The 19549-nt window shown below is 66.0% G+C and carries 15 protein-coding genes and 1 pseudogene; 11 read left to right on the forward strand and 5 right to left on the reverse strand.

Annotated features, from left to right (window positions below):
- Positions 1–87: 87 nt before the first annotated feature.
- From BC102111_RS03600 to BC102111_RS03615, 4 genes are all read left to right on the forward strand, one after another.
- Positions 88–1533, forward strand: a complete 1446-nt coding sequence (locus BC102111_RS03600; RefSeq protein ID WP_101623598.1) for a glycosyltransferase family 2 protein — start codon at positions 88–90, stop codon at positions 1531–1533.
- Positions 1534–1644: 111 nt separating this feature from the next.
- Complete coding sequence (locus BC102111_RS03605; protein WP_180960564.1) at positions 1645–3405, forward strand: glycosyltransferase; 1761 nt, start codon at positions 1645–1647, stop codon at positions 3403–3405.
- 143 nt (positions 3406–3548) lie between these two features.
- Positions 3549–4379: a CDP-alcohol phosphatidyltransferase family protein gene (locus tag BC102111_RS03610; RefSeq protein WP_232252497.1), complete on the forward strand. Its 831-nt coding sequence runs from the start codon at positions 3549–3551 to the stop codon at positions 4377–4379.
- Positions 4376–5299: a glycosyltransferase family 2 protein gene (locus BC102111_RS03615; protein WP_063248915.1), complete on the forward strand. Its 924-nt coding sequence runs from the start codon at positions 4376–4378 to the stop codon at positions 5297–5299. Before BC102111_RS03610 ends, BC102111_RS03615 begins: the two co-directional genes overlap by 4 nt.
- A gap of 48 nt (positions 5300–5347) precedes the next feature.
- Here the strand turns inward: BC102111_RS03615 and BC102111_RS03620 are convergent, their stop codons facing one another.
- Complete coding sequence (locus tag BC102111_RS03620) at positions 5348–6532, reverse strand: CDP-glycerol glycerophosphotransferase family protein (protein ID WP_223289930.1); 1185 nt, start codon at positions 6530–6532, stop codon at positions 5348–5350.
- 296 nt (positions 6533–6828) lie between these two features.
- Here BC102111_RS03620 and BC102111_RS03625 point away from each other — a divergent pair, with 296 nt between their 5' ends.
- The 5 genes from BC102111_RS03625 to BC102111_RS03645 are packed head-to-tail and all read left to right on the forward strand — an operon-like array spanning position 6829 to position 13024.
- Complete coding sequence (locus tag BC102111_RS03625; RefSeq protein WP_232252496.1) at positions 6829–7908, forward strand: TetR family transcriptional regulator; 1080 nt, start codon at positions 6829–6831, stop codon at positions 7906–7908.
- The gene (locus tag BC102111_RS03630) at positions 7905–9452 is read left to right on the forward strand and encodes an ABC transporter substrate-binding protein (protein WP_101623602.1); all 1548 of its coding nucleotides are present in this window, start codon (positions 7905–7907) and stop codon (positions 9450–9452) included. Before BC102111_RS03625 ends, BC102111_RS03630 begins: the two co-directional genes overlap by 4 nt.
- A gap of 1 nt (position 9453) precedes the next feature.
- Positions 9454–10407, forward strand: coding sequence for an ABC transporter permease (locus BC102111_RS03635; RefSeq protein WP_101623603.1), 954 nt, complete (start codon positions 9454–9456; stop codon positions 10405–10407).
- Positions 10404–11312, forward strand: a complete 909-nt coding sequence (locus BC102111_RS03640) for an ABC transporter permease (RefSeq protein ID WP_197464205.1) — start codon at positions 10404–10406, stop codon at positions 11310–11312. The genes BC102111_RS03635 and BC102111_RS03640 overlap by 4 nt, the downstream gene beginning before the upstream one ends.
- Positions 11312–13024 (forward strand): ABC transporter ATP-binding protein, encoded by a 1713-nt coding sequence (locus tag BC102111_RS03645; protein WP_101623604.1) that lies wholly within the window; start codon positions 11312–11314, stop codon positions 13022–13024. The genes BC102111_RS03640 and BC102111_RS03645 overlap by 1 nt, the downstream gene beginning before the upstream one ends.
- A 64-nt stretch (positions 13025–13088) precedes the next feature.
- On the opposite strand, the gene BC102111_RS03650 is transcribed toward BC102111_RS03645, so the two are convergent.
- Both BC102111_RS03650 and BC102111_RS03655 read right to left on the reverse strand, forming a co-directional pair.
- On the reverse strand, positions 13089–14708 hold the full coding sequence (locus BC102111_RS03650; protein WP_101623605.1) for a DEAD/DEAH box helicase: 1620 nt from the start codon (positions 14706–14708) through the stop codon (positions 13089–13091).
- 228 nt (positions 14709–14936) lie between these two features.
- The gene (locus BC102111_RS03655; RefSeq protein WP_101623606.1) at positions 14937–16052 is read right to left on the reverse strand and encodes an alpha/beta hydrolase fold domain-containing protein; all 1116 of its coding nucleotides are present in this window, start codon (positions 16050–16052) and stop codon (positions 14937–14939) included.
- 256 nt (positions 16053–16308) lie between these two features.
- On the opposite strand from BC102111_RS03655, the gene BC102111_RS03660 reads away from it, so the two are divergent.
- The gene (locus tag BC102111_RS03660) at positions 16309–17013 is read left to right on the forward strand and encodes an aminoacyl-tRNA hydrolase (RefSeq protein ID WP_101623607.1); all 705 of its coding nucleotides are present in this window, start codon (positions 16309–16311) and stop codon (positions 17011–17013) included.
- A 6-nt stretch (positions 17014–17019) separates the two neighbouring features.
- Here the strand turns inward: BC102111_RS03660 and BC102111_RS03665 are convergent, their stop codons facing one another.
- Complete coding sequence (locus BC102111_RS03665) at positions 17020–17202, reverse strand: hypothetical protein (protein ID WP_063250689.1); 183 nt, start codon at positions 17200–17202, stop codon at positions 17020–17022.
- 168 nt (positions 17203–17370) lie between these two features.
- Between BC102111_RS03665 and BC102111_RS03670 the strand changes: the two genes are divergently transcribed.
- Complete coding sequence (locus BC102111_RS03670; protein ID WP_180960565.1) at positions 17371–18087, forward strand: alpha/beta fold hydrolase; 717 nt, start codon at positions 17371–17373, stop codon at positions 18085–18087.
- A gap of 65 nt (positions 18088–18152) precedes the next feature.
- On the opposite strand, the pseudogene BC102111_RS03675 reads toward BC102111_RS03670, so the two are convergent.
- Positions 18153–19549: pseudogene (locus BC102111_RS03675) on the reverse strand (hypothetical protein); the annotation flags it as partial.

The following is a 19549-nucleotide window of genomic DNA, read 5'->3' on the forward strand; positions in this document are numbered from 1 at the left end:
GCCCAGCCGCCTACGGCTGAACTTCCACCACCAACTGCGGGCATGTCCCCGTGGAGAAGAAAGAGGGACGGCTGAGTGAGCCACACGATGACAGAGAAGAGCCCGGTGCGTCTATCCATCGTCATCCCTGTCTTCAACAGCCCGCAGCACGTTCGGACTGCGGTCGCATCAGCCGCAGCGCAGACGTGTGAAGACGGCGATGTCGAGGTCATCGTCGTCGACGACGGTTCGACCGACGAGACCCCGACCGTGTTGGACGAACTGGCTGCAGAGTACCGCGGCGTCCGCGTCATCCGTCAGGAGAACTCCGGCTGGGCCGGTGCACCGCGGAATACCGGATTGGCCGCGGCACGCGGCGACTATGTGTTCTTCCACGATGTCGACGACCGGCTCAACGGCGACTGTCTGGGCAACGCTGTGGCCTACGCCGACGAGAAGCTCAGCGATGTCGTACTCGTCAGACTCGAAGGACGAGGAGGACGCCACACGCATGACGATGTCTTCGCCGATACGCAGGAGGTTGGCGATATCCGCCGACTCGTTCGCTCAAACTTCTGCTTCAAGCTCTTCCGCCGTTCCTTCCTCGTCGCGAACGACCTGACGTTCCCTGCGGAGAGGATCAGGCTCGAAGATGCTCAATTCTGCTTCCGCGCCTATGCGCTGGCTGGCAAAGTCTCCATTCTCTCCGACCGGACGTATTACTTCGTCTGCGACCACGGCGGCGGTCACATCAGCCAATCGAGAACCGAACCGCGGCTGCACGCCGAAGGCATCCGCGAAAGCCTCAGACCCCTGGAATCGGGTCCCTGGGAGGACGCGCTTCGGCGGGAAGCGGTGGCGGACTTCTTCCGCAGAGTGACCCTCAACCGATTCAACGACACCTTCCATACGCGACGTGTTGAAGTCCGTCTCGCGTGGATCGCCGAATCAACCCGTCTGGTGAGGGAATTCTGTCTTCCCGAGAGGCTCTTCGAGTTCTACAGCCCGCTCAATCGGGCGCGTGTGTGGAGCCTGGCCTCAGGCATTCCTGCGCTCGTGGAAGCAGTCGCCCGCAGAGGCAACCGTTCAAGGGCGGTTCTGAATGTGGTCGATCGAGTACAGGTCAGAGGTTTCGCAGTGGTGGTCGAGGGCACGGCGGCCGCAGTGCTGGCGACACGTGAGATCACCGGGCTCGACATCCAGGTGCGCAAGGACGGCGAGGAACTCGCTCTCTTCGGCGCAGAGCTCACCGATGAGCGGGCTGGAGGTGGGGACGTCGATCGAGCAGCCAACGCCGTCACCGGATTCCGGGTGACCATCCCGGTCAAGGCGCTTCTCTCGCAGGGGACGGTGAAGCTCTACGCTCGCGCAACAGACGATGAGGGAAGGACAACTGGGTTCATCCGTATCGGACTCGCTGAATCCGCTCGGGTCCGACGCCGGCATTGGGGTGTATCGATCGAGTCTTCACCGACGAAATACGGCGGAATGAACCTCCACGTGCGAACGGGAGCGAAAGCTCTGGTCGGACAGGTCCTCGGTCGCAGACGATGAAGTGACACCGACGAGCTCGCCCCACCGCTCTTCGAACCGAACCTCGACAACACCAAGCAAGGAACTCCACTCATGATCTTCGACCGACTGCTCAGGAGAATCCGACCGTCCGTGACGCAGGGCCGCGGGAGCGTCGATCGCGTATACGACCTCACGTGGTCGATTCCCGACGAGTTCGGCGGATTGACGAAGGTCATGCTGCGTCGTTCGAGGAACTTCGTCACTCGACTGGGGATGTCAGTCGACGTGCTCACCCTCGACTATCGCCTCGACGTCAACGAGGCTCGTGCGCGCCTGCGCGAGTCAGGTGAACTCATCGATGGCATGGAACTGCGCAACGCTTGGTCGGAGGTGGCCGCCTTCGATCACCGGCAGTTGCAGACCTTCGGCGGCACCGCCACAGGCGCGGGCGTACCCGCAGCAATGGAATCCTTGGAGACACGGTCATGCCCGCGCTACGTCGAATACCTCGACTCGAGCGGTCAGGTCGTGCGAGTCGATCACCTGCGCGCCGACGGGTCCGTCTGCGTCATCGATGACCGTACAGGCGAGAAGCGGCGACTCGTGATCATCGATCCCGACGGGCGCTACGTCTCAGAGTTCTCCCGGGCCCGGGACTTCTACTTCGCATGGCTCGACGCCGCGATCGGATCCGACGACGCCGTGCTCATCAACGAGTCGAAGTACATCGCGACCTTCCTCTTTCACTACCGTCGCGATCACATCCGCATCGGCCAGGTGCTCCACAACTCGCACCTCAACGCGCGGTCAGCATCCCCTAACGGACCTTTCACCAAATCCCGTCTGGGGATCCTCAACCACTGGTTCGACTACGACTTCATCATCTTCCTCACGGAGAAGCAGAAGGCGGATTTCGTCCGGGCCTTCGGTGATTCGCCGACTCTTGTCGTCATCCCGAACTCGACGGCAGTCAGCGCTGGTGACGCAGACGTCCGAGACGGCCGGGAGCAGAACCGCGGGGCTGTCGTCGCCCGACTCACCGGCCAGAAGCAGGTCGATCATGCCCTGAGCGCGGTGAGGGAAGTCGGTCCCGAACTGACCCTTGACATCCTCGGCGATGGGGAGAAGCGCACCGAACTCGAACGCCTGGTCGACGCGAGTGAAGTCCTGGCAAGAAGAGTGTCGTTCCGAGGCCACGTCGATGGTGCCGCCGACCAGCTCAACGACTATTCGTTCATCCTGCTCACCAGTTCCTTCGAGGGCATGGGTGTCGTGCTCATCGAGGCCATGGCACGAGGATGCGTCCCCATCGCCTACGACATCAGATACGGCCCATCCGACATCATCGATTCCGGCGAGAACGGCTTCCTCGTCCGCGACCCGCGGGAGATGACCGCGGCGATCACCGAGCTCCTCGGTTGCGATGCCGAGGCGATGGGGCGCCTGCGCGAAGCGGCCGTCGAGAAAGCCCGAACCTTCAGCGACGAACGCGTCACCGAACGCTGGTCGCAGCTCTTCTCGACGCTTTCGACCACCACGAAGATCCATCCGCCGCGCAGGACGACTCCCGAACGTGGAACTGCACTCCCGCTGCCGGACGGCGGAATCGCGATCACCGTGTCCGGGCGGAGGGAACGCGCGAGCAACGAGGATGTGATCGCGATGCGCACTCGAGACGGATACTACGCTTTCGCCTCGGCCGTCGATGGGGCAGGAACGGCGACCTTCACGGGCGAGGAGCTCGCCGTTCTCCCATCGGATGCCATTCTCGACGTGTGGCTGCAGACGACGGGACGGCACGGAATCGAGCGTCACCGCATCGCATGGGCCGGTGACAAGGACGAGGCCGCGCTCGGAAGACTGATTTCGTATCGCACGGTGAAGGGCAATCTCAGCCTCAAGGTCGATTGAACGATTGCCGGTCGGCTCACCTCGGCGTCCTCGCGAGAGAATGCGGGCTCCGGCTCCTGCCACGTAAGTAGCGAGCCGGTTGGACAGTCGGTAAACTTGACGTGAATTGTCGTGGACGGATGCAGTCAAAAGGTAGGTCGGGCGTGAGCGCGGAGAAGCAGACTCGGTACCCGACGCTGTCCGAATTGCGGGCGAAAGCCCAGCCTGTCGAGGTCCGGACACGGAAGAACGCCGAGCATTGGACCGCTCAGCTCTACCTCCGCCACTTCTCCATCTACTTCACGATGCTCCTGGTGAGGACCCGGATCAGCGCCAACGGGGTCACCGGGATGATGATCCTCGCGGGATGGTGCATCGCTGCCTCCCTGCTCATCCCCGGGGTATGGGGTGCGGTGCTCGCGGTCTTCTTCTCCCAGGTGCAGATGTACATCGACTGCTGCGACGGCGAGGTCGCCCGGTGGCGGGGAACGAGCGGCGCCAAGGGCGTCTTCCTCGACAAGGTCGGCCACTACACGACTGAGGGCCTCGTCGCGTTCGCACTCGGCGCGCGGGCCGTCGGCGAATGGTCGAACCTCCAGACCGATCCCGGCGGCACGTACCCGTACCTGCTCGCCGGATCGATGCTCGCCTCCCTCGTCCTGCTCAACAAAGCCCTCAACGACATGGTCCACGTCTCCCGCGCCTTCAGCGGATTGGACAAGCTCGCAGATTCGCAGGCGGCGACCGCACTCAACCCCGGTTTCACCGCCAAGCTCAAGCGCGCGGCACGATTCGTCCCGTTCCACCGCATCTACCATTCGGTCGAACTCTCACTGCTGGCCCTCGTCTCGAGCATCGTCACGGCGATCATCGTCCCGCTCGGCGCGGCACCGTTGAGCGGCGAACGGTGGCTCGTCCTCGTCCTCGTCCCCCTTTGCCTGCTCTCAGTCATCGGTCACTTCATGTCGATCATGGCGTCGAAGAGGCTGTCATGACCGAGCCCAATCGCATCCTCGTACAGCGGTTCGAAGCGAACCGGAAGTACACCTTCGGCGTCGTCGTGCTCACTCAGGGCAAGCGGCTCGAAGAGCTCAACCGCGGCTTCGACTCGCTCCTCGCACAGAAGGGAGTCGAACTCGACATCGTCTGCGTGGGAAACGGCTGGGATCCCGAAGGCATACCTCCGGCAGTCAAGCGCTTGGGACTGCCGGAGAACCTCGGCATTCCCGCCGGACGCAACGCCGGTGTGCCGCATGTCAAGGGTGAGTTCCTCTTCTTCCTCGACGACGACGCGTGGCTGCCCGACGACACGACCCTCATGCGCATGGCACAGCTCATGCGCACGAAACCGAAGATCGGCCTCGTTCAGCCGCGTGTCGAGGAGCCAGGCGGCCCGGCCTCTCCCAAGCGGTGGATTCCCCGCCTGAAGAAGGGCGAGGCCGACCATTCCTCGAACGTCTTCTCCGTGTGGGAAGGCGCCGTGTGCATGCAGCGCAAGGCATTCGACGAGTGCGGAGGGTGGCCGTCGACGTTCTGGTACGCCCACGAAGGCATCGAGCTTGCGTGGCGCGTCTGGGACGCCGGATATTCGGTGTGGTACATGGGCGACCTCGCTGTCGCCCACCCTGTGATGGATCCTAGCCGCCACGACGAGTACTTCTACATGAATGCCCGCAACCGCGTCTGGTTGGCCAGACGCAATCTGCCGTGGCCGTTCAACTGGATGTACGTCGGGTCGTGGACGCTCATGCAGTGCCTGAAGTGGGCGAGCAAGCCCGATCAGCTGCGACCGTGGTTCGAAGGGTGGCGTGACGGGTGGAAGCTCGATCCGTGGAGTGAGAACGAACGGCACAAGAAGCTTTCGGGTCGCGGCGTGCTGAGAATGGCGCGTCACGGGCGCCCCCCGGTCGTCTGATCCGCTCGCCGGATTTCAGTGGCCCGGGCAGGGACTCCGGGGCCGCTCTCACTCGCTTGATTCGGCGTTCGAGCCTGAGTCTCTGAAGCCCGTAAGATCCGCCGACCGCTGTGCGATGAGTTCGGACACTGCCGCGGTGAACAGCTTCGTCGATGTGCCCCTCTCGCCTGCCCCGAAGTAGAAGGTGCGGAGATCCGTCCGAGCACCGGCCGCCTCATCCTGGTTCATCGCCTGACCGAAGATGTTCTGGGCGTCCTTGACGGAGTCGCCGTCGATGATCGGTGTTGCCCGACTGATCGGCGCGTCGTCATGCAGCTGCTCTCGGTCGTCCCGCCGGTCGGTGAGGACCAAGGGCTTCTCGGGATGCATATAGAGGAAATCCAATCCCACGCTTGAGATGTCCGTGACCAGCAGGTCGACCGCGTCGAACATCCCGAGGATGTCCCCTTGCATGAGGATCTGGTGCTGGAGCGAGTGGTCGTGGATCGACTCGTTGGCTGAGTCCAGCAGCTCTCTGATGCGTGAGTCCGCCGCCTGCATGTTCGGATCCTTCGACGTCTCGACTCGCGGGTGGGGCTTGTAGATGACGCGTGTGTCGGGCAGGGCCAAGGCGGCCTCGACGATGGAAGGGCCGTAGAGATCGACCGACGTGTAGTTGTTCGAGTCGTTCTCACCTTCCCACGTGGGGGCGTACATGATCGTGCGCGCCGACGACCGCTCGAGTTCCGCCTCTCGGGCGATGTCGAGCTGAGGACGACCGACTTTGACCAACGCCTTCTCGTCGAAGTCCAGAAGCGCCCTCCGGTGTCGTTCGACGGCTGCGTCTCCGGCGACGAACACTCGGTCGTAGGACTTAGCCTGGTTCGACACCATGCTCAGCTTGTCCGACTCGCCGTGGTTGACATGGACATGGACCATCGGCGCGAATCCCAAGGACTGGAAGTTCGTCATTCCATTGTTCACGTAGAGGGCGAGCTTGAAGCTGTTGGCGTGATAGAAGGTGTGCAGAGGGTCGAAGCGGCGCTTGAGCACGAGCGGAAGTCGCGTCACCTCTCGCGCGGCGAGCAGGGTCGATGGGCGTCTGAGCACGATGACGACCCTGTGCGTGCGATGGAGCTCTTCGAGGACAGGGATCCACTGACTCAGCTGATAGAACTTCGACTTCGCGTCACCGAAGTAGACGACGACCTCAGCTTTGACGTAGTCGCCGTTGTACTCCTCCTCGAGCCGCACCCAGCGCTCGGTTCCTCGGATCCATTGGCTGGTCTTCTTCCAGGCAGATGATCGAACTGTGGCCAACGCTGCGGTACGGAGGGGGTTGAACACTGTAGGGAACCACTTTCAGCGACAAGATCGGTTTTCGGAACTGACGGTCTAAATCGTGTCACCGAATCACGCCCAGTCAAAACCAATGTGCTGTGAAGATCTGCCGAATGGCGTACGGCAAGAGTGCGGAGGGACAGAGATCCGATCGACACAGACCGAAACTGTATTGTGTCCTAGTAACTCTTGCCAAAATCGCAACACGCGTGCAGACTGGGGGAATGCTCGGCGGCAAAGAGGCAGCGGACGGCGATCAGGCCGGACTCGGAACACGTGTGCGCGCTGCGATCCGCCGGGCGGGGATCAACCACAGCGAAGTCGCCCGCAGCATCGGACTCGAACCGAGCAAGCTCTCGAAATCGCTGGCAGGCACACGGAAGTTCCGCGTCGAGGAGATCACACGGATCGCCGAGATCACCGACGTCACCACCGACTGGCTCACCCGCGGACAGGGGGAGGGACCGCCTCGGCGAACGATCACCTCGGTGCCCGCCGATTCGGTCACCCCGGTCGGGAGCGGATCCGAGCCGACCTTGTCGGCAGGGGCACGCGATCATGCGTCGCCGGCGAATGTCGGCATCGGACCCACAGCGGTTGGCGACGACGCCGACGAGACGTGGATGTCGAAAGGGACACGCAACCGGCGGCGCATCGTTGAGGTCGCGTGGGAGCTCTACGCCGACCGCGGCATCGAATCCGTGCGGGTCCACGACATCGCAGAGGCGAGCGGCCTCTCCGTCTCCGCCATCAACTACCACTTCCGCACGAAGACCCAGTTGCTCGAGGCGGCGCTGCGGTACTCCCTCGAGATCATCGCCACCGCCCGGGACCTTCTCGAGCCCGATGATCCCGTCGAGGTGCTCCGTCGCTTCGCCCGCGTCCATGCCGGTGTCGACCCCACGGTGCGTCGCGTCTGGTCGATCTGGATCCAGAGCTGGGCCCGCGCGGTCGTCGACGAGCGCTCTCGCCTCAATCTCACCGCCGTCTACGGCGAATGGCTCGAGCTCGTCACCGGCGTCATCGTCGCCGGTCAGCGGACCGGGCAGATGCGAGCCGGCAACACGGATCTCATGGTCAAGAGCCTGAGCACGTTCATCGACGGTCTAGGCATCGCCCGCAGCGCCCGGCAGATGACGATCAGCGACGACGATGCCCGGCTCATGATCGAATCGTTCCTCGCAGCACACATCCTCGCCCCCGAGTCACCCCCATCCCCCGAGGCCACCGCGCCTCAGCCCCCAAGTCGTCCGTCCCGGGACGCAGCGTCACAGGAAGAAGGCACATGAGCACACCGAACCGAAGACAAGCACTCGGCGCCGGCCTGTCCCTGACAGCGCTCGCGGGGCTCAGTGCGTGCGGCGGGGGAGCCGTCGGCGCGATCAGCGCCGGTGACCCCGTCCGCGGAGGCACCCTGCGGGTGGGCGTGACCGGGGGCAATGCCGCCGATACCGTGGACGGACACATCCCGGTCAACAGCGGCGACGTCGCGCGTGCCGTCAATCTCTACAACGCCCTCTACGGCTGGGACGACGAGGCACAGGTGGTCCCGCTTCTCGCCGAGTCCTTCACCTCCAACGCCGATGCCACGGTCTGGACCTGCACCCTCAGGGAGGGGCTGAAGTTCTCCGACGGCAGCGACATCACCGGTGACGATGTGAAGTTCTCGTTCGAACGGATCACCGACCCCGACGATCCCAAGACAGCGGCAGCGAACTTCACGATGCTCGACGAGGTCGTCCCCACCGGAGACCGCACAGTGGAGTTCCGACTCTCCGAGCCCAACGGGCTCTTCAACGACGCCGTCGCCGAGTACACCGCTGCCATCGTCCCGCGCGGCTACGACCCGGCGAACCCGGTATGCTCGGGACCCTTCAAACTCGAAACGTTCACCCCGGGGCTCTCGTCGGTGCTCGTCGCCAACGAATACTGGTACGGCTACGACGACACCTACCTCGAGCGTGTCGAACTGCTCAACTTCAACGACACCGATGCGCTCATCAACGCGCTGCTCTCCAGCCAGGTCGACGCCATCGCCCAGATCCCGCTCGCACTCGTCGAGGTGATCAACGCCGATGAGCGGATGAGCATCCTCAACTCCGAGACCGGCATGTGGCTGCCGTTCACGATGCGCGTCGACCGTCCGCCGTTCGACGACCCCAAGGTGCGGCAGGCATTCCGCCTGGCCGTCGATCGCGAGCAGATGATCGAACAGGTCCTCTCCGGGTACGGGACGCTGGGCAACGACATGTTCGGTCCGCTGAGCGAGAACTACCCCGACTTCCCGCAGCGGACCCAGGACATCCCGAAAGCCAAGCAGCTCCTCGCCGAAGCCGGATTCCCCGACGGCCTCGACGTCGAACTCGTCACCGCCCCGATCCAGTCCGGTGCTGTCGAATCCGCCCAGGTCTTCGCGCAGCAGGCCGCCGCCGCCGGAATCAGGGTCGACATCCGCCGGGTTGATTCGACGACGTTCTTCGGCGACGAGTACCTCCAATGGGATTTCGCACAGGACTTCTGGTACACCCGTGACTTCATGCCGCAGGTCATCGCCAGCGCTCTCGAGGAGTCCCCCTTCAACGAGACGCATTGGAACGACCCCAAGTTCAACGAGGTCTTCGACCGGGCCCGTGTCATCCCCAAGGCCGCCGACCGGAGGGACCTCGAACACGAACTCCAGAAGATGCTCTACGACGACGGCGGCTACATCATCTGGGGCTTCGCCAACCAGGTCGACGCATACCAGAAGTACGTCGGCGGCCTGCGACCCAACGCGACCGGCCGGCCGCTGGGCGGGTGGCGCTTCGACCGCGTCTGGATCGGAAAGGTGTGACATGTTCGCCCAAGTCATCATCCGCAGGCTGATCTTCTCCGCCTTCATCCTCCTCGCCGTCTCCCTCATCGTCTTCGGCGCGACCCTCCTGCTGCCCGGAGACGCCGCCCGGGCCATCCTCGGCCAGCAGGCCACCCCCGAACGCATCGCAGCGCTCAACGAACAGCTCGGACTCAACCTGCCGCCCTGGCAGCGCTACCTCGAATGGCTCGGCGGGCTCTTCGTCGGCGACTTCGGCACCTCGACCGCTACGGGCGGTCCGGTGTCCGAACTCCTCGGGGAGCGCATCGGCAACTCCTTCATCCTCATGGCCCTGGCCGCCATCATCTCCGTGCCGCTGGGCATCGGACTCGGCGTCTACTCGGCGCTGCATCGCGGCACCCGCCGTGACCAGGCCCTGACCGGGATCAGCCTCGTGCTCGCGGCGATGCCGGAGTTCGTCATCGGCATCGGCCTCATCGCGATCTTCGCCACCTCGGTGTTCCAGATCCTTCCCGCCGTCACCCTGGCCCCGCCGGGCCAACCGGTGTGGACGATCCCGGCTCAGCTCGTCCTCCCCACGGCCACCCTCGTCCTCGTCGTCACTCCCTACATCGTGAGGATGATGCGGGCGACGATGATCGAAGTCCTCGATTCCGGCTTCGTCGAGATGGCCCGCCTCAAAGGCGTCCCCGAGCGCCGCGTCATCCTCCGCCACGCCCTGCCGCACGCGCTCGGTCCCGTCGCCCAGGTCATCGCGATCCAACTCGCGTGGCTGGCCGGAGGCGTCGTGGTCGTCGAGTTCCTCTTCCGCTACCCCGGCATCGGCCAGGCGCTCATCGACGCCGTCACCTACCGCGACGTCCAGGTCGTCCAGGCGATCTCGATGCTCGTCGCCGCCGTCTACGTCGTGGTCAACCTGGCTGCCGACATCGTCGGCATCCTCACCAACCCGAAACTGAGGAGCGCAGCATGAGCAGCAGCCTCGACGACATGAAGTCCTCGGCCATCGAAGCCGCGGAGGTCCCCAAGGAATCACAGACGACCTACGTCCCGTTCTTCCGCCGCGTGCTCGCGCAGAAGCAGGGACGGATCGGGCTGACGCTCACCGCGATCGTCGTCCTCTTCGCCTTCTGCGGCCCCCTGCTCCTGCCGTGGGCGACCGGGTCGACGGCCACCGAGTTCGTCGGCAAGCCGTTCTCTGCCTACGGGATCTTCGGCACCGACAACCTCGGCCGCAGCGTGCTCTCCCGGTTCCTCGCCGGCGGCTTCACGCTCATCATCTACTCCGTCCTCGCCACCGCGCTGGGCATGGTCCTCGGCGCTGCCGTGGGGATGCTCGCCGCGTACGTCGGCGGGCGCTTCGATGCGATCATCATGCGCCTCAACGACGTGCTCCTCGCCATCCCGCAGCTCGTGTTCGCGCTGCTGGCGATCACGGTGCTCGGTCCGCAGGGGTGGGTGCTCATCACCGTCATCGGCATCACCCACGCCCCGCGCATCGCGCGCGTGGCGCGATCGGCCACCCTGGGCGTCATCAACGAGGACTACATCCTCGCCGCGGAGATGTACGCGATGCCGCGAACGAAGCTCCTTGTCCGCGAGCTGCTGCCGAACATCACCGGACCGCTGAGCGTCGAAGCCGGACTGCGACTGACCTATTCGATCGGTGCGATCGCCTCGCTGTCCTTCCTCGGACTCGGCCTCCAGCCGCCCGCTGCCGACTGGGGTCTGATGATCAACGAGAACCGCATCGCCCTGAGCATCCAGCCGTGGGGCGTGCTCCTGCCGGTCATCGCGATCGCGCTGCTGACCATCGGCACCAACCTGCTCGCGGACTCCTTCGCCCGAGCCACCGCCTCGACCACAGTGGAGGAATGATGACGACGACCAATGACGTAGTCGCCCCCGACGAATCATTGCCGAACGAGAACATCGTCCTGCGGGTCTCCGACCTCAGGATCGACACGGTCGCCGGGGAGGAGATCCTCCACGGGGTGAGCTTCGCCCTCGCCCGGGGAGAGATCCTCGGCCTCGTCGGGGAGTCAGGTTCGGGGAAGACGACGGCCGGTCTCGCCTGCATGGGTCACTTCCGTTCAGGACTCAAGTACGGTTCGGGGTCGGTGAGTCTGTGGCCGCGCGGTGACGACACCGCCGTGGAGGTCCTCGACCTCGACGAGGTGGCCGTGCGCTCCCTGCGCGGGTCCCGGATCGCCTACATCCCGCAGGACCCTGCCCTCTCGCTCAATCCGGCGATGCGCGTGGGGGACCAGATCCGCGAGGTCCTCGACATCCACGGCTTCGGCTCCTCCGCCGCCGAGCGGGAGGCCCGGATCTCCCAGGTCCTCGTCGATGTGGGACTGCCCGGCGACAAGGCCTACCAGAGCCGGTGGCCGCACCAGCTCTCCGGCGGTCAGCAGCAGCGCATCGGCATCGCCATGGCCTTCGCCATGTACCCCGATGTCCTCATCCTCGACGAGCCGACGACCGGTCTCGACGTCTCCACCCAGGCCGTCGTCCTCGACACCATCCGCCAGATGACTGTGGCCAACGACGTCGCCGGCCTCTACATCACCCACGACCTCGCTGTCATCAAGGACATCTCCGATCGGGTGGCCGTCATGCTCCGCGGCGACCTCGTCGAAGAGGGACCGGCGGCACAGGTGCTCTCCCGGCCGCAGCACGACTACACGAAGATGCTCATCGCCGCCGTGCCCGACCTCGCCGGTGACAAGACGATCGGAGAGCCGTCTGGGACCGCGGTGTCGGAGTCCGAGGAGACTGTCGCGACTTCCGATTCCACGGCTTCGCGGCCCGAAGACGCGACGACTCTCCTCACGGAGGCACCCCTGCTCGAGGTCTCGGACGTGGCGCTTGCCTACGGGAAGGCGCAGATCCTCGACGGCATCAACCTCGTCCTCGAACCGGGGGAGTGCACGATGCTGCTCGGGGAGTCGGGGTCGGGCAAGACGACGCTGTCCCGATGTGTGGCCGGACTCAACGACGACTACTCGGGGGCCGTGCGGCTGCGCGGCGTCGAACTGGCGAAGTCGACGAGGAAGCGGACGAACGATCAGCGCATCGGCATCCAGTACGTCTTCCAGTCCCCGTTCTCCTCACTCAACCCGCGGCGGTCGATCGGACAGTCGCTCACCGTTCCCCTCGAGATGAGCGGCGAGGGCACGGCTGCGAGCAGGAAGGCCATCGTCGAGGAGGCGCTCGACTCGGTGCGCCTGGGGCGGTCGTTCTACCACCGGCGTCCTGGTGATCTCTCCGGTGGGGAACGGCAGAGGGCGGCGATCGCCAGAGCGCTCGTCAACGCACCGTCGGTGCTCGTCTGCGATGAGATCACCTCGGCGCTCGATGTCAGTGTCCAAGCGTCGATCATCGGGCTGCTGCGCACCCTGCGGGCCGAACGGCAGCTCGCGATGCTCTTCGTCACGCACAACATCGCGCTCTCGCGTCACATCGCCGACAACCTCGCCGTCCTCAACAAGGGCGTCATCGTCGACTACGGGTCCGCGGACGCCGTGCTCGAGAACCCGCAGCACGAGTACACGAAGTCCCTCATCGCCGACGTGCCGACGTTCTGAGGACGGGCGGCTCACCGGTGGCCGCGGGGTCAGGCGGTAGGGCCGAGGATCCGGCCGTGCCGCCTCAGCTGCTCGTCGAGTAGACCTGCTGGGAGCCGCCGGCGCGTGAGCGGTTGCGGCGACGGGTCTCCGCGGTGGTCCCACGCGCATCCGAACTCCGCTGCGTCCCGCCCTGGGACGAGGCCGCGGCGCGGGACTGACTCCCTCGCGTCTGGTCCGCGCGAGACCGGGACCGGGACCTGTCAGAGGTGCGTCCCTGACCCTTCGTGCCGTTGTGGGCGCGTCCGGTACGGGACTCACCGGATCGGGAGCTGCGCGTCGTCGACGCGGTGTTCTCTGAAGTCGGCGCGCCGGACTTCGGACCAGTCTGTCCGCCGGTACCGCGGCGACCGCGGCGGCGACGCGCGGAGCGCTTGTGCGATGGAGCCTGGCCGGCAGGTGCGGCCTCCGTTCCCCGCACCTTCTCCGGCTGGCCCTCCTGGGGCTCGACGAACGGGGCGACCTCGCCGACGAGCGGGCTCACCTGAGCGGAGTCGGCGGTGACCTTCTGTGGCTTGACCGAGATCTTCGCCTTGCGCAGCAACGCCAGGGTGTCCTTGCGCTCCTCGGGCGTCATGATGGTGACGACATCACCGGCGCTGCCGGCGCGCGCGGTGCGACCCGAGCGGTGGAGGTAGGCCTTGTGCTCGGTGGGCGGGTCGACGTGGACGACGAGTTCGACGGCATCGACGTGGACCCCGCGGGCGGCCACGTCGGTTGCGACGAGGACCTTGACGTCGCCCTCGGCGAACGCGGCGAGGTTGCGTTCCCGGGCCGACTGGGACAGGTTGCCGTGCATGTCGACGGCCGGAATACCCTGCTTCGTCAGCAGCCGGGCCAGCCTCTTGGCGCGATGCTTGGTGCGGGTGAAGAGGATCCGGCGACCGGATCCAGAGGCCAGCCGGTGGACGAGCTCGCTCTTGTCCTCGGCGGTGACTTCGAACAGATGGTGGGTCATCGCGTCGACGTGTGAGGTCGGATCGTCGACCGAATGGAGCACCTGGTTGTGGAGGAACCGTCGTACGAGCTTGTCCACGTCGTTGTCGAGGGTCGCGGAGAAGAACATCCGCTGACCCTCGACCGGGGTCTTCGCGAGCAGTCGGGTGACGCCGGGCAGGAAGCCCATGTCGGCCATGTGGTCGGCCTCATCGAGAACGGTGACCTCAATGCAGTCGAGGGAGACGATGCCCTGCTGGAGGAGATCTTCGAGCCGCCCGGGGCAGGCGACGACGATGTCGACTCCGGCCGCCAGCGCGGTCTCCTGCCGCTTCTGCTTGACCCCGCCGAATATCGTCGTGGTCGTCAGCCCGCACGCCTTGGCGAGCGGATCGAGTACCGCTGCGATCTGCGTGGCGAGCTCACGGGTAGGAGCGAGGATCAGACCGCGCGGGGCGCGGCCCCTGGCTGGTCGTGACGGCTGCGTCTCGGCGAGCCTGGCGACCATGGGGATGGAGAAGGCGAGGGTCTTGCCCGAGCCTGTCTTCCCGCGGCCGAGCACATCGCGTCCGGCGAGGGTGTCACCGAGCGTGTCCTGCTGGATGGGGAACGCTGCGGTCTTGCCGTCGGCCGAGAGCTGATCGACGAGAACGGTGGGGACGCCGAGGTCGGAGAACGAACGGGCGGAAGTGGTCGTGGACGCAGTGATGGCGTGGCCTTTCGACGCGCCGGGGCATTCGGCATCCGCGTGTGCGGAGGGAGCGGAACTTCCCGGCAGGGTGTCCGAACGCGGGACCGCGTTCTGGTTCGCCGAGAGGAATGTCGTGTGCCGCAGCCGGTGAGAGCGTGTGCAGAGTCGAGAGGTCCTGTCGACGCAGGGATTCCGCAGAGCGGAGATCGCAAGGCCTCCAACGATACACCCCTGAGCCTGTCGGCGTCAGTCCACCCGACCGAGGTGTGATGCAGCGAACGTCGAGGCCGCCTCGAGAGCGGCGTTCGCCTCGTCGAGCATCCTGCCGAAGTGGAGGAAGGAGTGGAGGACCTGCGGGTACTCGATGTATTCGACCTCGGTGCCCGCCCGCCGCAGGAGAGCCGCGAGGGCGCGACTGTCGTCGCGCAGAGGGTCGAGTCCGGCGGCGGCGATGAAGGTCGGGGGAAGGCCGCGGAGATCAGCGCCGAGGTGGTTGACGTAGGGGCTCTCTGCGTCTGCGGGGGACGAGTAGTGCAGAGTGGCGATCGACGCGAGAGCCTCCGGGGTCATCCCGTCCCATGCGCCGCCGAAGAGTCGCCTGCTCTCGGAGTCGGTGAGACCGTGACCGCCGTAGAAGAGGAGGAGCGCCCTGATGGAGGTGAACGCCTTCTCGACGCCGACGCGTTCGGGTGTGTGCTGGATGCGTTCGGGTTCGTCGCGCAGGAGGAGGGCCGCTCCGAGGGCGAGCATCGCCCCGGCGGAATCGCCGGCGACGGCCAACCGGCTGCCGTCGATGCCCCACGTGCCGCCATGGGCGACGAGGCGGTCGATGACGGCGGCGCATTCGAGCAGCGCCTGCGGGAAGATCGCCTCCGGAGAGAGCGAGTAGTCGACGGCGATGACGGCGGCTCCCGAGGCGACGGCGATCACCCGTGCGATCCGGTCGTGGGTATCGAGGTCGCCGAGGGAGAAACCTCCTCCGTGGAGGAAGACGACGCCCGGGAGCGTCGAGTCGTCTGAGGGTCGGTGGATGCGCACGCGTACCTCGACGTCGCCGACCCTGATGTTCGCGTCGAGGGTCTGCGCCATCGTCGGTCCGTCCTCATTCCAGAAGGCGCGTTCGGCGCGGTACTCGGCTCGGGCAGCGGCGAACTCCGTCGGCGCCAGGGCATCCCTGGAATCGTCGGGGACAGCCTCCCGTCCCATGCGGGCGGTGACGACGTCGTCGGCGGCCTTCCGGCATTCGGCGGCGCGAGCATCCTGGACCCGGAGCACTTCCCGCATCTGCGTCGACAGCGCCTCGCGGATGTCCCGCGGCATGGTCGACCCCTGCGGAGAAGGGGAGGTCGCATCGTGAGTCATCGTGTCCCTCCCCGGATCTCTGAACGCGCGGACGTGCACCGTCCAGCCTACTCGCGGGGTTGCGGACCCCCCGAGTGCGCGGTCCGGGCGATCTCCCCGGCGGCCCGCGCCCGCAACCGGTCTCGGTGGGAATAAGCGGTGGCCGGCGACGTTGTCATAGTCGAAGTGAGTGATCGACAAGGGCACGCGAAGGCACACGCGCTCGCGTCGACGAATGTGCCAAGGCCGGGGAGCCGGCGGGGGACGGAGGACGCAGATGTCAGAGCAGACGCGGATCGAACAGATGCGCCGACACGAGACCGATCATGAAGTCCCGTGGTCGTTGCCGATCGTGGTCCGCAAGTCGAAGACGGGTCTGTCTCGCCACATCGACGTGCTTGAGGCCACGGCAAGGGCTGTGGTCACGTTCCTCGACGATCCGCGCTCACAGCCAGGCGGGGAGTGGAGCGACGCCGTCGCATACTGGCGCGACGGGGCGATCCGCAAGGTCGTGCGCCGCGGCGACGGGAAGAAGCTCGAGGATGCGCGTGCCCTTGGCAGCGTGACCGTGAGCTTCGGTGGGACCGAAGACTATGCGCCGGCAGAGGCGTCGGTCTTTCCGCCCGGGCCGGTCTCCCCGCTGCCGCCGCAGCTGTCGAAGCTGCAGGTCGGGGGCACGGAGTTCCCCGATGAGGGAGAGACATCCGTGCCCGCCGCCGAGGCTGTCGTGACGATCGAACTCTCCCCGCTGGTCACTCTGACGACGGGCAAGGCCGCCGCTCAGGTCGCCCACGGGGCCCAACTCGCCTTCGAGCAGATGTCGCCGGAGCAGCGAGACCGATGGCGAGACGCCGACTTCAGTCTCCGCGTCGTCACTCCGAGTGAGGCCGATTGGCGCACGGCAAGCAGGACCGTGAGCGTCATCGACGCAGGCTTCACCGAGGTGGACGGACCGACGGAGACCGTCCGCGCCTGGTGGTGACGGAGATCAGGTGCTCTCGGGGAGCTCGTCCTCTTCGCCCTCTTCGAGCGGCCTCGTCTTCGTGCCGTTCCCGAACTCGTCGAGAATGATCCGGCGTTTGACCATCTCGCCGGTCTCCTCGTCCATGACTTCGATGATGTCGCCCGGGTGGGTCGACGGCTGGTAGTGGTCCTCGTTGACTCCGCTCATGGCGCTGCCTCCTCTGGGTTAGTCCGACGGTACCTCTGTGTGACGTGACTCTCAAGGATCATCGGCCGAGGTGGTCGGGGCTTCTGCGCTGCGCGGCTTCTTGTTTACGAATATGACTGTACGGTAACATCGAGTCACCATCTGCAAGTGCAACCAAGGGAGTTTGCCATGCTGAAGACATTCGTTCTCGTATCCGGTGCTTGGCACGGAGGATGGGCTTGGCGGCCGGTCGCACAGCATCTGCGGCAAGCCGGGCATACGGTCTATGCGCCGACGCTGCCCGGGCTGCATGACGGGGATGAGCCGCAGAGATACGGGCTCGATGATGTGATCGACCATATTGTCACGGTGATCGAGGAGAACGACCTCCGCGATGTCACGCTCATCGGTCACAGCTGGGGCGGGTATGTCATCACCGGTGCGGCACCGCGGATCGCCGAGCGGCTCCACAGGCTCGTCTACTGGAGTGCTTTCGTTCCGGCCGCCGGCCGGTCGCTCATGGACGAGGTTCCGCCGCACTATCGTGAGCTGTTCGAGGGGCTGGCTGCCCAATCGGGTGACAACTCCGTGATGCTCCCGCTCGAGGTATGGAAGGCCGCGTTCATGCAGGACGCCGACGAGTCCGTTCAGACGATGATCCACAGTCTGCTGGTTTCCCAGCCGATGCAGTACTTCACGACTCCCGTTGACTCTGTGATGCCGACCAAACTCGGAATCGATGTGTCCTATCTGCTCGGCGCCGAGGACATCGGACTGCCGGAAGGAGAGTACGGCTGGCCCCGTTTCGCCGAGCGGCTCGGGGTCGAGCCGGTTCCGGTGCCGGGCAGTCATGAGTCTCTATTCACCCGACCGGACGAACTGGCCGACGCTTTCGCACGAGCATGACAGCGCCGTCGCCGGGGAGGAATGTGCCCTTGCCGGCGACGGTGCTGTTCGGTGTCGAGCCGCACTCAGCCTTGGTGCGCTGAGAGCCGCCGGCGTCTCACACTCAGAGTGATCGCGGTGCCGGCGGCGACGAGCAGCCCGGCAAGTCCGGTCAGCGCGAGTGTCCCGTCAGCACCGGTCCGTGGCAGATCTCCACCGCCCGAGGCGGTCGAGCTCGCATTCGTAGAGGTGGACGATGCGGAGGTCGATCCGCCTGCACTCGACGAGCCGTCGGCGGCGGCACTGGACGCCCCTCCGATGCGTGACGACCCGTCAGAGTCCGAGGCGGCTTCTGCCGATGCCTTCGTCGCGGAGTCGGCCGTTGCCGTCACCGAGGCGGCGGCTGCCGGGTCGGCATCAGCGGCCGCCGTTGCCGAGGCGTTCGTGTCGTCGTTGCTGTCAGCCTTCGTCGCCGACTGGGCAGCTGCCTGCGATGAGGCGTTGGGACCCGAAGCGGCGTCGGCAGAGGCCTCCGAGGAGGCGTCCTCGCTCGCCGCGGACTCCGCTGCTGCTTCGGCATTCTCGTCAGCCGCGGCGGACGCTGTGGTCGTTGCGTCCTCTTCGGCGGCAGCCTGAGCGGCTGCCTGGGCTGCAGGATCGCCGTCGTCGTCTGCGCTCGCCGAGGCGGAGGCGGTTGCAGCGGCATTCACGTCGTCTCCTGCTGCCGCATCGGGGTCTGCCGTCGCATCGGGATCCGTTGCGGCGTCGGGGTCCGCGGCTGAGTCAGGGTCGGCTGCCGCGTCCGGGTCCGCCGCTGCGTCGGGATCCGTGGAGGCGTCGGCGTTGGCTGCTGCTTCCACGGAGGCCTGGGTGGATGAGTCGGCGGTTGAGGCGGCTTCGGCTGCTGAGGAGGCGTCGGCGTTCGCTGCTGCTGATTGATCGGCGTTCGTCGAGTCCGTGCCGTCGGCGTTGGCTGCTGCCTTGGCTGCTCCCTTGGCCGCTGAGTTCGCATCCGTTGTCGCATCGGCGGTGGTGTCGGTGGTGGCGTCTTCCGTCGCTGCGGACTCGGCTGCTGCTTCGGCGTTCTCGTTGGCTGCCGCCGAGGCGGTGGTGTTCGCGTCTTCGTCGGCTGCGGCTTGTGCCGCGGCTTGTGCGGCGGGGTCGCCGTTGTCATCGGCGGTGGCCGATGCCGAGGCGGAAGCGGCGGCGTTGACGTTGACTGCGCCATCGGGATCGGTGGAGGCATCCGGGTCTGTCGAGGCATCCGGGTCCGCGGCTGAGTCAGGGTCGGTTGCCGCGTCCGGGTCCGCCGAGGCGTCGGGATCGGTGGAGGCATCCGGGTCTGTCGAAGCATCCGGGTCCGCGGCTGAGTCAGGGTCGGCTGCCGCGTCCGGGTCCGCCGCTGCGTCGGGATCCGTGGAGGCGTCGGCGTTGGCTGCTGCTTCCACGGAGGCCTGGGTGGATGAGTCGGCGGTTGAGGCGG

It is taken from the genome of Brevibacterium casei CIP 102111, assembly GCF_900169275.1.
Classification (GTDB): domain Bacteria; phylum Actinomycetota; class Actinomycetes; order Actinomycetales; family Brevibacteriaceae; genus Brevibacterium; species Brevibacterium casei.